A 15,470-nucleotide genomic window follows, 5' to 3' on the forward strand; every position below is an offset into this window, starting at 1 on the left:
ACCATTGTATTACTTTTGCTATACTAACAAAACCAAAGAAGAAGATCGAGAGAAATTGGAGAAATAATTTCTACTGTAAAGCTTCCTTTTAGCTTCTTAAAATTGTACTTTTGCATATAAACTACATCGATTTCGTTATGAACAAAAAAATAGAAAGCAATCCACTATTAGAACGATTGCCTAAACATTTAAAACAGTTTATCAAACCTCAGGATTACAGCGATTACACTCCAATTAATCAAGCAGTTTGGCGTTATGTAATGCGTAAAAACGTGAATTATCTCTCTAAGGTAGCTCACAGTTCCTATCTTGAAGGATTGAAAAAAACGGGTATTGAAGTAGACAACATTCCGAGCATGTATGGTATGAACCGTATACTTAGCGAAATTGGCTGGGCTGCTGTGGCAGTTGATGGCTTTATCCCACCAAATGCATTTATGGAATTCCAGGCTTATAATGTTTTGGTAATTGCATCAGACATTCGCCAGCTCGAACATATTGAATACACTCCCGCACCAGATATTATTCACGAAGGTGCCGGCCACGCCCCTATCATTGCGAATCCAGAATATGCTGAATACCTGCGCCGTTTTGGCGAAATAGGCTGTAAAGCAATTTCTTCGCATAAAGATTACGAAATGTATGAAGCCATTCGGTTGCTTTCTATTTTGAAAGAAGCCGAAGGCACACCAAAAGTCGAAATTGAAGCTGCCGAAAAAGCAGTGGAAGATTTACAAAACAATATGGGTGAATTATCAGAGATGGCGCAAATCAGAAACCTACATTGGTGGACAGTGGAATATGGTTTAATAGGCACGTTGGAAAACCCAAAAATTTACGGAGCTGGTTTATTGTCATCCATTGGCGAAAGCGCTTGGTGTATGACAGATAACGTAAAGAAAATTCCTTATGATTTCTCGGCAGTTCACCAAAGTTTTGATATTACCAAATTACAACCCCAACTGTATGTAACTCCAGATTTTGCTTATTTGAGTTTGATTTTGGAAGAGTTTGCCAATACTATGGCTTTGCGTACAGGAGGACTGTCGGGCATAAAAAAACTAATTCATTCGAAAGCATTGGGAACTATTGAAATGAGTACTGGCTTACAGATTTCGGGAGTTTTCACGAATGTTATCGAACAGGAAGGAAAACCAATTTACTTTCAAACCACAGGCGAAACTGCTTTATCGTATCGCGAAAAAGAATTGGTTGGTCATGGAACCAGCACGCATCCGGAAGGTTTTGGTAGCCCAATAGGGAAACTAAAAGGCATTAATCTGGCGATTGAAGATATGAGTCCGCGTGACCTAAAAGCATACGGCGTTTATGAAGGACAAACTGCCACTTTGGAATTTGAAGGCGATATAAAAGTGGTTGGAGAAATCATTACCGGAAAGAGAAATCTGCACGGAGAGATTATATTAATTTGTTTCAAAAACTGTACGGTTACACACGGAGATACTGTTTTATTCCAACCAGAATGGGGAAATTATGATATGGCCGTAGGTAAAAAACTGGTTTCAGCTTTCTCTGGCCCTGCCGATGTGAACAGTTTTGATCTGATTTCGCACGTACCTTCGAGCAAAACCATTAAAGCCAAGCAAACTGCTGAAAGAGACGATCTCGAAGTATTGTACCAAACCGTAAGAAGCATTCGCGAATCGAATGACACAACGACTTCATTAGAACCAATTTTTGAAAAACTTCAAAATAATCATCCAAACGATTGGTTACTTTCTGTAGAATTAATTGAATTATTAAACACTCGAAATGAAACGAATTTAATGCAACAGATTCTTTTGCATTTGGAGAATCTTAAAAAACAACGTCCCGAAATTGAAAAATTAATTTCGAATGGCTTGGAGTTGATTTTTGAGAATGAAGAAACGACACATTAGAATTATAAAACGCAAATTCACTAAAGACACGAATTACAGAAACTGTAGTTCGTGTTTTTTTTTTAGATGAAAACAAAAAAGCAAAATATCTCCCCTTAGCCCCGATTGAAGTGAAAATCCTTATAAGCCGGGGTTCGGCTTATAAGATTGAAACGGAAAGCGGGACGATGTTTCCCTAAAAGCCTAATCTTTCTGCTCCAAATTAATGACAAAAGTGTTGTATTTACTATGCGGAATAACGAGTGAGGTTGCTTCGCCCCTCGCAATGACCCAGTTTTAAAAAGGATAACCTATCGCAATATTAAGCATCAGATTATCTTTGCGCCAAGCTCCGCTTCCAAAATCGATATTGTCAATCACCCAATTGCTTCCGTTAACCAAATAAGGCTGTCTGATGGGGAAAGCAAGATCGGTTCGGAGGATTAAAAAAGAAAAATCAAAACGCAATCCCGCTCCTACTCCGACCGCAATCTGTTTCATAAAATCTTTTGAAATCTGACCACCGGGTTTATCTTTATCTTCATTCAGAAGCCAAATATTTCCTGCATCCAAAAACAGTGCTCCGTTTACGATACTGAATAATTTGGTTCTATATTCGGTGTTGAATTCTAATTTTATATCTCCTGTCTCATCTGGCAAAAAATCAGGATTTGGATTTTTATAACTTCCCGGCCCTAATGATTGTGATCTAAAGGCTCGGATACTATTGGGTCCACCGGCGACAAACTGTCTGGATGACGGCATCACGGTATTGTTTCCATAGGCATATCCTGCACCGGCAATTAATCTAGTGGCTAATTTGCTGTTTTCACCGAGTTTTAGGTAATGCCTGAAATCTCCTTTGACTTTTACAAATTGACTGAAAGGCACGTCAAAGAACTTGATGGTATCGCCTTTTTTGGCATTTGCTCCCATAAGCAATCCTGTAACATTCCCCGCTAAATCCAATTCACCATTGAAATAAACGGTATGTTTCTTTCTTTTTTGCATCGTATTGGTAAAAGTATAAGAATAGGTAGGGCCAAAAATTAATTGCTTTTCGATTACTTTTCCCAATGATGGATTTGTCTTAATTTCTTCTAGATATGAATCCGTTACGTCTTTTGGACTTACATAATTAATTTCCAATACTTTCAATTCGTGTTCTGCTCTGACGCTCTCTTTCCATAAATAGCCGAAAGAAGTTTTGAAAGAATTCAAAGTATACTGATCGGCTTTGCTTTGACGTTCATAACGGAGAAGCACTTTGGTTCTTGGAACAAATTCACTCGAATTTTGCCATTTAAAAGGAGCGACTAATCGAGGCCATACCAAACTCGCTTCTCCTCCAAAAGTATAAATATCGTGTCCTCCATTTTTACCTGAAACCTGAAAATCAATCCCTCCAAATAAGGAAAGCGTAAACAATTCGGCACCGCCAAAAAAGTTTCTGTTGTTCCAATTAATCTTCGCCTCGGTTCCTGTATATCCCGCCGAATTAGTACTTGCACCCACTTCAAATCGAAGAAATTTTTTGGGCAACAACGTCAGATAATAATAGGCATTTAAGGCATCTGGAATTGAATCATCCACTTTAAATTCATTTTTCACAAACTTAAAAGTGCCTAAATTTATAAACCTGTTCAAGGAAAGATTATGATTTTTTCTATTGTACAAATCGCCTTTTTTAAAATACAAAGTGCGGTCAAATACTCTTGGATTAAAAGTCTTGGCCGAATCAATAATCGTAAAATCCTTGTACTGTACAATATCTTCCTTTTTATAAGCAATACTATCCGTTAGAATAGAATAATTAGGATACACAATGATGTCATTTATGGTATAAGGTTTTCTCGCTTTTGAGGGTGTTTCTTCTTTTATTTTTAGCCTAATGCTTACTTCGTGATCACCTTTGGAACTATCTACTTGAGCCAAAATATAATCAGGATTAAAGAAGTAATATCCTTTTTCTTTTAATCTGGCATCAATGCGTTCGCGTTCCAGTTTTATAACTTCCAAATCATAAGCATTGCCGGGAATCAAAAGGGTTCTTCTTTGGGTTCTGGCAATCGATTTGCCCAAAGCAGTGGAATCATCAGGAAAGGAAACATTTTTTATTTTGTATTGTTTTGAAGGCCACACGGTATATTCTGCCGTGGCTTTTTTTCCATGTCTTGTCGAATCTGACTGCACTTTGGTTTTAAAATAGCCTCTGTTTTCGGTATAATTTCTTAAGACAGACGCATTATACTCTAAATCCACTTTGCTGAATAAAACGGGTGGTTCACCAACTTTAGTCCTTAACCAATACTGGAAACCTTTGTCTTTTTTGGGTTTTCCTGCCAAATTATAAATTAACAATTTTGGTCTTAGCCCCAATATTTGTTTATTAGGATTGGGGCGTAAAAGATTTTCCAATTCAGTTTCTAATGCTTTCCTGTCTTTTCTTTTTATAATTGAATCCTCAACTTTTACAGAACCACCTGTGTAGAGCAAATCACCTTCAGGCAAATACTTGGTGTTACCGCATCCTAAAATGAAGAATGAGCACAGGATTAAAAGATATTTTGAATGTTTACTTTGCATAAGATACTTTCGCTTTTTGCTTCTCTTTCTCTAATTTCTTTTTTTCTTTACGAAGTTGTTCCTTTTTCGTTATCTCAATTTCTTTGGCGCTTCGTTTAAAAAGCTCTTTGAATTTGTTGTATTCCATCGTGATGACAAAGACAACGCCTGTTTCCACAATTTCGCCTTGAATAGCTACTTGATATTCGTTTTTTCTATAGGCCCGAATCATATATCTTCCGTCTTTACTCAATTGGTATTCTAAAGAAGCATCTCCTGCAATATTCGAGGTATCTTCATTTGCGCGTTCATCTCCTTCTACCCCAAAACTGCTTCCTACGGTAACTTTCAATCGGTCGTTCAAAAGTTTTTTTGAAATCCCCACATTCAAATCGGTTCGGGTTTCTTTGGCTCCCGAAGTGTAATCTTCGGTCGATTCCACATCAAATTCTAATTGAACCCCTGCAATTAAATCTCCGGCGAGATCATTTAATTGTTGCGAAAGTATTTTACTCGCACTTTGTCGGGCCAGGTATTCGGCACTTGTGCTTCCGCTTTCACTGGAAAAAGGATTCTCACCTACGAATCGATTTAACAATAACAAGGCAAATACCTGCTTGTTTAATTCCGAAGGATCTTGTCTTAACTGTTCTAATTTGGTCTGCGATGCAGTCACAATATCCGACGAAACATCATAATTCCCGTCTGGCAAAACAATATCAAATGTAATTTCTGGTTTTAGCAATTCACCATTCATTTTCAATAAAGTCTGAAATGGTATTTTTTGTTTGTAGGTGTTTTTAACCTCTGGAGTAAGTGTTCCAAGTTGATCGCTCAACAAATCCAATGGTGCAGTATTGACTTTATAAACTGCAGTGATATTCACAGTTGCCATTGTTGGTTCGCCGTTCCAAATAATATAACTGCCTTTTTGAATATCAAATTTTCGTCGGATCATATTAAAATTCATTTCGTAAGAACCACTATCAAACTCGTATTTACCCGTCAGCGTAGTTTTCCCGGAAGGGTCAATTCCTGCGGTAAGTTCCGCTTCACCTTTTAAATTCAGATAATCACCATTTCCCTTGTCAATCACCAACGTAAATTCGGCTTCCTTATCAATAGTAATCGCAACCGACACATCCATTCCTATAAATTTCGATTGATTCAGTTCTTTCTGCAATTCAGCAGTTTGTTTTAAATACAGATTATCTTCATCCACAAACTCAACGATTCCTTCCCTGTCAACAATAGAAGGATCAGACTGAGGAAGTACAACTGTAAATTTTGTTTCTTCATTTATTTTAATATCACCGTTAACGACAGGATTCTCAAGCGTTCCCCCTATTTTTAATTTGGTGTCCAAAAACAGATCGCCATAAAACAGATCATTATCGGTAACTTTAGAATGTATTGCCCTGAAATCATCCGCTTTTACCGCCAAGTCAAAATTAAAATCCCTGAAATTTTTGGTAGTCATTTTACCGTTTACACCGAGTTCATTTCCATTTTCATCAAAAATAGAGAAGTTGTCGAATGCAATTTCCTCATTTCGCAAAGCGATTTTTTCGTTATTTACAGTAAAATAAGAATTCAGTTTTGTGATTCGGAAACCTGCATCTTTAAATAACAAATCTCCATTTACTTTTGGTTCCAAAGCACTTCCGCTAATTTCAAATTGTCCAGACAAAGAACCTTTACCATCGGTTATATTTCCAAACGAAAACCCTTGAATGCTTTTGATGTTTAATTGATTTACATCTAAATTCAAATCAAAATTATCATTGTCAATTCTATATGTCCCCAAAAGAGCCAGATCATTTCCTTCGCCAGATAGCGTCATATTTGCAGAAAGAATATTGGCAGTTTTATTATCTACTTTTAAGCTAATATCACCAATAGCTTCTCCTCCAAAGACAAACTTATCAATGGTCAAATCTGAAGTAAAAATAGGATTCGTCATGACGTTTTCGACTACAGCTGATCCATTTATCAAACCTTGCATTTCCAATTCATCTTTCTTTATCACATTCAAAATTGTCTCTATTTTGAAATTTACAAAATCAACGTGTAGCGGAGCATTGTTTTGATTGCCTTGCGATTGAATTTTCAGTTCATTTCCGGAATGATCCAAATAAAATTTATTTACATAAAGTCTTTGGCCCCCAAATTCAATTGAATTTTCGGGATTTATATTCCATTTGTCATAGTTTAAAACTAAGTTTTCGGCATTCAGTTTAATGACGTTTTTTGAATCTTCATGTCGCAATTCACCCGCAATAAAATACAGATCTTTTTTTTCTTTGTCTTTTACCTGCAAAGCATACGAAAGAATATTGTTTTCGGCTTTTCCCGTTAAACTTGTAAACGGAATTTTAAATTGCCCTCCTTCAATCGTCGCTACAGAAGCCTGATATTCTAAAGCATTACTCTTTGTTACGACATTTATTTTACCATCGGATATTGTAGTATTGGCATAAATAATTTTCGGAATCGCTCCTTTAATCTGGATAGTATCTCCTACACTATTGTATTTTCCGGAAATGTTTAAAGGTTCCAATCCGGTCAACTTTGGAATCAATTTATATAAAATAGGGTCATTTTGAACAGCAACACTAAAGGTAAATTGTTGTTTATCAAAACTAGTTTTATATTTCGCAGACTGAACATTAATGTATTTTGACAACGAATTTCTTATCGCATCCGAAAGTGTGGTTAGTTTATATTTACCGTCAATTTCGGCTTTAATGAATTGGGAACTGATTTTTATATTGTTTTTTTGGTCGTCTGCAAAAGCTATGATTTTGACATTATCCAAAACAATTGGCTCTTTATCCTGCAAAACCTGAATGTTGGACGCCACTATCTCCCCGTTCAAATAATCGGGATTACTATTGGCAATATCAGCGACAACGTTTCCTCTAAGTTTCAACGGGCCAGCATGCAAATTTAATTTTTCCAAATCGGCTATATCAAGATTCAGATTTAATTTTACAGCCGGATATTTATCTTTGAAACCACCATTTGCATCCAACTTGAATTTTAGATTTGGATCTTTGCTGCTAGCTTTTATATCAAAATTCCCTTTTACAATCGACCCTTTCAAAGCCATGTTAGAGTACGTATATTTATTGAAATTTGCTTTTTTTACAATGGCCGACAGCTGAGCATTTGCAGTTTTTGGATTCAGTCCTTGCCCTTTAACTTTGGCATTTCCCGTGATTTTCCCTAAGGAATCATTCTTAATCAATCGTCCAAGATTGAAATCCATAAAAGCAATCGTGGCATCATACTTTTCACTGTTCTTAATTCTGTTATCAAACAATGCATCCACATTGGCTTTGCCATAACTGCTGTTTAATGCTAATTTAGTTTTGAAATTATCTATCGAACCTTTGAACTTTCCGCTACCATTAAATTGTTCCGGAAGCCGAATCGTTTTGGGAAGCGAGCCCTCAGGAACAAAAGAAATTACATCACGGGAAGAAGAAGTTATGTTTTTTATATCCAAATCAAAAAAAGCTTTTTCGTAATTGGGAAGTCCTTTGATTTTTCCAGAGACAGAAACTTTTGTATTTCCAATTCCCTGCATTTGAAAATAGGGAATATTCAAATCCTTTACTTTTCCGTTTACTCGGGAATTGATGTACAAAATAGCATTGGGATTCGATTGAAAAGGATTCATTTTACGCAATTGTGGAGCAAAAAGTAAAATATCCTTAAACCCAATTCTCGACTGACTTAAATTAGCATCAACCAACAAATCTCCTATGTTTTTTGAAATACCGCCAATCGATTGATAGTTCACTTTTAATTTGTCTTTCAACTCTGTTTGAGGTGTTCTTACATACAAATTATTCAGATAGGCTTGCTTTGGCCCATAGAAAAATTGTGTTTTCAGTTGCTGAATTTCTAGTCCGCTTTTTTCATTCACTAATAAAGATTTCACTCGTCCCGAAATAGTATCATTTGCAAAATAAATATGCTCCGCTTTGGCATTCAAGCCATCCAAATCAAGATGACTGTAATCCATCCCATTAGCAATCGCAGGAGATTGCATATCATCAAACTTAAAAGCAATATTTTGCAAATCGATTGATTCCAATTTTATTTTCCAACCTTTTGTTGGTGAAATAGTGGTATTTACTTTGGATGGTTTGGATTGTTTTTCCTTTTTCCCAAGCAGTAGATTTCCTTTTAGATTTTTGACTTCAAATTTTTCAAAATCGAGCATTTGATTTTTTGCATCAATATCGTTTACCAAAAGATTTAACTTGCCTAAAGTAAGCCCTGAATTCATTTTGGAATCTTTGTTGTCGTATAAAACAGTAATTTTCGACAAGGTGATTTTTTTTAGTTCCAAATTAAAATCACTTCTTTTGGCAATAGTGTCAACCGTTTTGGCAGATACTTCGGCTATTTTTTCGACTAAATCCTGATTTAAAACTACATTCAATCCTCTCAAATCAACATAAGGAATATTGAAATCCATTTTATCCAAATCAAATTTCTTAAATTTTGTGCTGAAATTTCCCAGCTTCAGGCGAACGTCATTTTTGGATAAATCGTCTTCAAAACTGAATTTGATGTTTTTTAAATTGACATCAACAACCGACAAAACATATGGTTTACTCTTAGGATCTGTAGGAGCTTTGGAAGTAAATGCTTTGATGATATAATCAAAATTAAACACCCCGTCCTTGTTTCTTGATATATTGGCGGTTGTGTTTTCTAGTTCAATCGAGTTTATTTCTACTTCGTGATTGATGATTTTGAACAAATCGATATCAATGGCCAGCCTTTTCCCACTCAATAAAGTGTCCTTGTGTTGGTCTTCAAAATAAAAACCTTCAAGTATTATTGTTTTTGGAAAACTAATGGCAATATGATCTAAGGAACTTTTAGTTTTAAGTTTATCATTCAGATAAGTGAGTACCTTATCCTTAGTGAAATTCTGAATAGCGGGAACTTGGATCAATACAATAATTAGTACCAAAAAAAACACAATTGTAAGAGCGCTCCAAAGCATAATACGTAGTGCTTTTTTTATAAAAGGATTTAGTTTTTTGCCCATATAGAAAATCTTTGTAATTGAATGCGATGGCGTTTCCACTATTCCTGCCCTTTATTAGAAATTTTTGAATCTACAAATATGCAATAACTATAATTTTATAAGTTATACAATTCCCCTAATATGTTTTAAAATTATTGTGAGATTGTTCTAATACTTGTCAATAAGTTCAAATGTTTGATGAGATTTAGATCTCTTCTCATTCTTGAAAAACTGTCATCTAAAGTTTTACTTTTGTAGCAAAATCTTTTTCATTTTCAATCACTTTTCCGTCGTATTGCAGTTTCCATCCCATCGTATTTGTAAGAATCAAAATCTTCGATAACTCACTTATCAAACGGTTTTGGGCATTGGATTTCAAGGATGATTTTTCTATTTTCTTAGCTAAATTAGCTTTTACCGATTTGTTGATTTTGTTGTAATCGTCTCCAGTAAACGGATTCATCTGGCTTTGTTCTACATCATAAAATTTGATGTCTGGACTTATTTTTATTTCTTCTTTCGGAATGCTTAGAATTGTGATGGTTTTATTGGCTTCGTCAATATCGTATTTCATCTGATGTAAATCATAGGATACGGTAACATCGGCATTAACAATTATCAATGCTTTTTTCTCAAACGAAAGCATATCCATCATGTACTTTTGTTGATTTTTATAAGTTACTACTTCCGAAAAATGTCCTTCGGTAACCACCAATTTACCCACGTTCACGATTTGTTGTTGAATCAAATTGGTATTGTAGTCTAAAGAAAATTCGTCTCCTTTTTTGAATTCGCAGAATTTGAATGCCAAAATTATTGCCACTACTACTACTGCTCCAACTAAAATTCTTTTTAGCATAATTAAAATTTCATAAATGAATATTGAGCCACTAATGTAGCGATTTTCGACTGAAGATTGGCTTCAAATTTTTTATGGTTCTCCGATTGGGGATTAAATGGACGGTGTTGCAAACCCTTTTGAATACTTTCGACAGCATCCATCGTTGGATAAGCCGTTTCAGAAATGGTGGATTCTTTGAATTGTTCCCAGATATAATCAATAGCCACCTGACTAGGATGCACCATGTCATCGGCATAGAAACGATAATCCCGGAGTTCATCCATCATGATTTCGTAGCTCGGAAAGTATTCAGATTGCAGATTGTGGATTGTAGTAATCAAATGAGATTTACTTCTTTGATTCTCCACAAAACCATCTTTGAGGTGTCGTACCGGCGAAACAGTAAAAATGAAATTACAATTGGGATTTAATGATTGAATTAAGATAATCGTGTTCTTTATACTCCCTGAACTAATTTCAACAGAAAGCAATTCTTTGGCAAACTGTTTTTGGGGCACTTTATGGCAATTGGCCACTATAGTATCTTTTTCAATGCTTCGATACACCCAAGAAGTTCCGTAGGTAATAATTATATGTGTTGCTTCCTCTAATTGCTTTTTGGTTTCTCGAAGAATTTGATTCAGATTCTCCAATAATTCTGTTGCATCCGAATGATTTAAATCCGAGTGTACTTCAAAAGAATGCCAACGCTCATTATAAAAAAAAATATCTTCTTCAGTAAATAAAATATCGTTAACAACCCTGTCAATAATTCTCTCAATCGAAACTGGATTAAAAATAATTCCAAATGGATTGATCGTGCTTTGAAATTTGAAATATTGGAATTTATCTCCCATATTTTCAGCAAAGCAAGAACCCAAAGAGACAATTCTGGACTTGTAGTCTATAGGATTGGAATGATTAGGAATATTAATTTTGGTTGTGAAATTCATTACTTTTTATTTACAACGAATTTAGTTTATAATTTGAATACTTTCAAAAAATAACATTCTGTTTTAAACCAAAAAAAACCTTTCAGAGTTTTGAACTCTGAAAGGGTTAAGTATCATTAAAAGTTTGTTACTTCACAAACTCAACCGCCTTAGCCAAAGCCTCAGCAATTCCATCTGCATTTTTTCCTCCTGCAGTAGCGAAGAAAGGCTGTCCTCCTCCTCCACCTTGGATGTATTTCCCTAATTCACGAACCACCTGACCCGCATTAAGTTTTTTATCGGCAACCAATTCTTTGGAAATATAACAAGACAACATTGGTTTTCCGGCTTCAGCAGTAGCCAATACCAAGAATATATTTGTTCCTAAAGTTCCTAATTCATAAGCCAAGTCTTTAACTCCTTCCGGACTCAAATCAACTTGTTTGGCAAGAAACTGAATACCATTGATTTCTTGTAATTCCTGAGCCAATTCGCCTTTCATATTTTTGGCTTTATCTTTCAATAAAACCTCCAATTGTTTTTTCAAAGAAGTATTTTCATCTTGCAATGTTTGAATTGCTTTTACAGGATCAACTGCATTTTTCAATACTTCTTTTATGTCATAAAAAGAAAGTAATTGCGATTCAAAGAAATCTTTAGCTGCATCACTGGTAATTGCTTCTATACGTCTTATTCCGGCTGCAACTGCCCCTTCCGATACAATTTTGAAATGCCAAATATCACTCGTATTAGGAACGTGGGTTCCTCCACATAACTCTACCGAATCACCATATTTGATCATTCGAACCAAATCACCATATTTCTCTCCAAACAACGCAATAGCACCTTCTTCAATTGCTTGATCTTTTGGAATGGCTCTTTTTTCAATCAATGGCAAGCTTTCACGAATTCTGGCATTCACAAAATCCTCTACTTCTTTAATCTCATCATCCGTTACTTTAGCAAAATGAGAAAAGTCAAAACGCAAAGAAGCTGAACGCACCATCGAACCTTTTTGTTCGATATGAGTTCCCAATATTTTTCGCAATCCTTGGTGTAACAAGTGAGTTGCCGTGTGATTCGAAGATGTTTTTGCTCTTTGATTTGCATCCACCACAGCGGTAAAACTATCCGTTAAATTATCTGGCAATGATTTAGTAAGGTGTACCGTTTGGTTGTTTTCTTTTTTAGTATCAATAATATAGATAATATCACCGTTTTGAGCTTCTAGATATCCTTTATCTCCGGTTTGTCCTCCACTTTCACCGTAAAAAGGCGTAGCATTGAAAACCAACTGATAAATTTCACCATCTTTTACACTATCGACTCTGCGGTATTTAGTGATTCTAACGTTGTGTTTCAATCGGTCGTAACCCACAAATTCCTGAACATCATCTTCCACCAAAACATTCCAGTCTCCTGCAGTAACTTTAGAAGCGGCACGGGAACGTTCCTTTTGCAATTGCAATTGCTCTTGAAAACCTTTTTCGTCCAATTCCAAACCTTTTTCAGACAATATCAAAGCCGTTAAATCGATTGGAAAACCATAAGTATCATACAATTCAAATGCTTTTTTACCATCGATTACAGTTCCGGAATTAGTGTTAATCACAGCATCCAACAACACCAATCCTTGATCCAAAGTTCTCAAGAAAGAACTTTCTTCCTCACGAATCACATTCGAGCACAAGGCTTTTTGTGAACGAATTTCGGGGAAAGACCCACTCATTTGCGTACTCAAGACTTCTACCAATTTATAAATAAAAGGCTCTTTTGTATCTAGGAAAGTAAAACCGTAACGAATTGCACGACGCAAAATTCTACGGATTACATAACCAGCTCCCGTGTTTGATGGCAACTGACCGTCGGCAATAGCAAAAGCTACCGCGCGCACGTGATCCGCTATTACACGAATCGCGATATTTATTTTTTCTTCGGCTTCGTCTTTTGCCTTAATTGTATATTTAGCTCCCGTAATCGTTTCGATTTCTCTGATCAGTGGTGTAAAAACATCTGTATCATAGTTTGATTGAACTCCTTGTAAAACCATACAAAGACGCTCAAATCCCATTCCGGTATCCACGTGCTGAGCAGGCAATTTTTCTAGAGAACCATCGGCTTTACGATTGAATTCCATAAATACGTTGTTCCAAATCTCAACCACATGTGGGTGATCGTTATTCACCAACGATTTTCCTGAAACCAAAGCTTTTTCTTCAGCAGAACGAATATCAACGTGGATTTCAGAGCAAGGTCCACAAGGTCCTTGATCCCCCATTTCCCAGAAATTATCTTTTTTGTTACCCAGAATAATTCGGTCTTCGTCAATCAACGTTTTCCAAATATCCCAAGCTTCCTGGTCAAAAGGTACATTCTCATCCGGGTTTCCTTCAAAAACAGAAACATAAAGAATGTCTTTCGGAATTTTATACACCTCAGTCAACAATTCCCAAGCCCAGTGAATCGCCTCTTTCTTAAAATAATCGCCAAAAGACCAGTTCCCCAACATTTCAAACATCGTGTGGTGATACGTATCAATCCCGACTTCCTCCAAGTCATTATGCTTTCCGGAAACACGAAGACATTTTTGAGTATCGGCAATTCTGTTGCTTTTTGGTGTTCCAAGGCCTAAAAAATACTCTTTAAACTGCGCCATTCCCGAGTTGTTAAACATCAAGGTTGGATCATCTTTAAGAACAATCGGTGCAGATGGAACAATTAAATGCCCTTTACTTTCAAAAAAATCTAAAAATTGTTTACGTACGTCTTGTGATTTCATTTTTGCTGTATATATTCAGTAATTCGTTGAATTATTATTTATTATTTTATCTAAAACCTATTTTTTATCATCCTTTGGGCGTGACCCCATCAGAAAAAGGAGCCAAATATTGCAACCGGGTATTAGGCTCCTTTCCCTAATGCTGTCGGGCTATTCGCGCTACTTTGGTAGCTAGCTTCTATCCCTCACGCGAACTCGATAGATAAAGAGCTACATTCTAAATGACATATCCAATCCTTAAAAAGTAAAGGAGTAAGAACCTCAACCCTTTAGTTCTTCATAATATTCATAAAGACAGGTAACCATTTATTTATTATTAAAAAAAACAGCAGAACAACTGAAACATTTATTAAATTTGTTCGACTTACCTTTTAACTAATTTGCAAAAATAGGGTATTTTAAAATATGGCGAAAGTAAAATATTATTACGATTCTGTAAATCTGGCTTATCGCAAAATAAAAATCAGAAAGAGAAGAAAAGTTGGCTTTGCCGTTCTGTTTTTATTAGCATCGGCTATTTTTGGATTTTTGACCTTCATCATATTATTAAACACCCCGTATTTTGACACACCAAAAGACCGTTTGCAAGCAAGGGAAATCGAAAATTTAAAATTGAATTACGCCATTTTAAACAAAAAAATGGACGAAGTAGACGATGTAATAGATGATATTGAAGACCGGGACAATAATTTATACCGCGTTTATTTCAACACAGCCGCAATTCCGGAAGAAGAACGAAAAGCTGGCTATTCCAAAATAAACCGTTACGCCGCTTTACAAGGCTATAACAATTCAAAATTGGTAATCAGCACAACCGAAAGAGTAGATGCCTTAAGTAAGGAACTTGCAATTCAGTCCAAATCATTGGATGAAATTGTAAAATTAGCCAAAGCAAAGGACAAACTACTTTCGGCAATTCCGGCAATACAGCCCGTAAAAAATGAAAATTTAAAACGAATGGCTTCTGGTTTCGGGTATCGAACAGATCCATTTACCAAGGCAAGAAAAATGCACGAAGGAATGGATTTTACGGCCAAAACAGGAACACCAATATACGCGACAGGAGACGGAGTAGTGGCTAGAGCAGACAATACTGCTTCCGGTTTTGGAAACCATATCGTAATCCGACACGGTTATGGGTACGAAACACTTTATGGACATTTAAGCAAATACAATTGTCGCGCAGGAAAATCGGTTAAACGAGGAGACATTATAGGATATGTAGGCAGCACAGGACGTTCCGAGGCACCCCATTTGCACTACGAAGTACACAAAAACGGAAAAGTAGTAAACCCGTTAAATTTTTATTATGGCAATATTTCGGCGGTGGAATACGTTGCTATTTCAAAAATAGCGAATCAGGAAAATCAATCGTTAGATTAACGACCCGAGCGAAGCGAACTGGCGAAGCATTTTAGAT

At 35.9% G+C, this 15,470-nt stretch carries 7 protein-coding genes; 2 read left to right on the forward strand and 5 right to left on the reverse strand.

The window, feature by feature from the left end; all coding sequences use genetic code 11:
• The first annotated feature begins 137 nt into the window (after positions 1–137).
• Positions 138–1,901, forward strand: coding sequence for an aromatic amino acid hydroxylase (locus C8C85_RS04330; RefSeq protein WP_116795983.1), 1,764 nt, complete (start codon positions 138–140; stop codon positions 1,899–1,901).
• Positions 1,902–2,177: 276 nt separating this feature from the next.
• Here C8C85_RS04330 and C8C85_RS04335 read toward each other — a convergent pair whose 3' ends face one another.
• The 5 genes from C8C85_RS04335 to alaS all read right to left on the reverse strand — a co-directional run bounded on the left by C8C85_RS04335 (position 2,178) and on the right by alaS (position 14,050).
• On the reverse strand, positions 2,178–4,466 hold the full coding sequence (locus C8C85_RS04335) for a BamA/TamA family outer membrane protein (protein ID WP_116795984.1): 2,289 nt from the start codon (positions 4,464–4,466) through the stop codon (positions 2,178–2,180).
• Positions 4,456–9,519 (reverse strand): translocation/assembly module TamB, encoded by a 5,064-nt coding sequence (locus C8C85_RS04340; protein WP_116795985.1) that lies wholly within the window; start codon positions 9,517–9,519, stop codon positions 4,456–4,458. Before C8C85_RS04340 ends, C8C85_RS04335 begins: the two co-directional genes overlap by 11 nt.
• A 217-nt stretch (positions 9,520–9,736) precedes the next feature.
• A complete protein-coding gene (locus C8C85_RS04345) occupies positions 9,737–10,357 on the reverse strand; it encodes a DUF4230 domain-containing protein (protein ID WP_116795986.1) in 621 nt (206 codons plus the stop codon).
• 2 nt (positions 10,358–10,359) lie between these two features.
• Positions 10,360–11,292 (reverse strand): GSCFA domain-containing protein, encoded by a 933-nt coding sequence (locus C8C85_RS04350; protein WP_116795987.1) that lies wholly within the window; start codon positions 11,290–11,292, stop codon positions 10,360–10,362.
• Positions 11,293–11,419: 127 nt separating this feature from the next.
• Positions 11,420–14,050, reverse strand: a complete 2,631-nt coding sequence (gene alaS, locus C8C85_RS04355; protein WP_116795988.1) for an alanine--tRNA ligase — start codon at positions 14,048–14,050, stop codon at positions 11,420–11,422.
• 405 nt (positions 14,051–14,455) lie between these two features.
• Between alaS and C8C85_RS04360 the strand changes: the two genes are divergently transcribed.
• Positions 14,456–15,433: a M23 family metallopeptidase gene (locus tag C8C85_RS04360; protein WP_116795989.1), complete on the forward strand. Its 978-nt coding sequence runs from the start codon at positions 14,456–14,458 to the stop codon at positions 15,431–15,433.
• Positions 15,434–15,470: the final 37 nt, after the last annotated feature.

Origin of the sequence: Flavobacterium sp. 103 (assembly GCF_003096795.1) — a bacterium.
GTDB lineage: Bacteria > Bacteroidota > Bacteroidia > Flavobacteriales > Flavobacteriaceae > Flavobacterium.

Coding starts and splice junctions, on each gene's coding strand:
- C8C85_RS04330 (WP_116795983.1), top strand. CDS start 138: ATGAACAAAAAAATAGAAAGCAATCCACTATTAGAACGATTGCCTAAA.
- alaS (WP_116795988.1), bottom strand. CDS start 14,050: ATGAAATCACAAGACGTACGTAAACAATTTTTAGATTTTTTTGAAAGT.
- C8C85_RS04345 (WP_116795986.1), bottom strand. CDS start 10,357: ATGCTAAAAAGAATTTTAGTTGGAGCAGTAGTAGTAGTGGCAATAATT.
- C8C85_RS04335 (WP_116795984.1), bottom strand. CDS start 4,466: ATGCAAAGTAAACATTCAAAATATCTTTTAATCCTGTGCTCATTCTTC.
- C8C85_RS04360 (WP_116795989.1), top strand. CDS start 14,456: ATGGCGAAAGTAAAATATTATTACGATTCTGTAAATCTGGCTTATCGC.
- C8C85_RS04350 (WP_116795987.1), bottom strand. CDS start 11,292: ATGAATTTCACAACCAAAATTAATATTCCTAATCATTCCAATCCTATA.
- C8C85_RS04340 (WP_116795985.1), bottom strand. CDS start 9,519: ATGGGCAAAAAACTAAATCCTTTTATAAAAAAAGCACTACGTATTATG.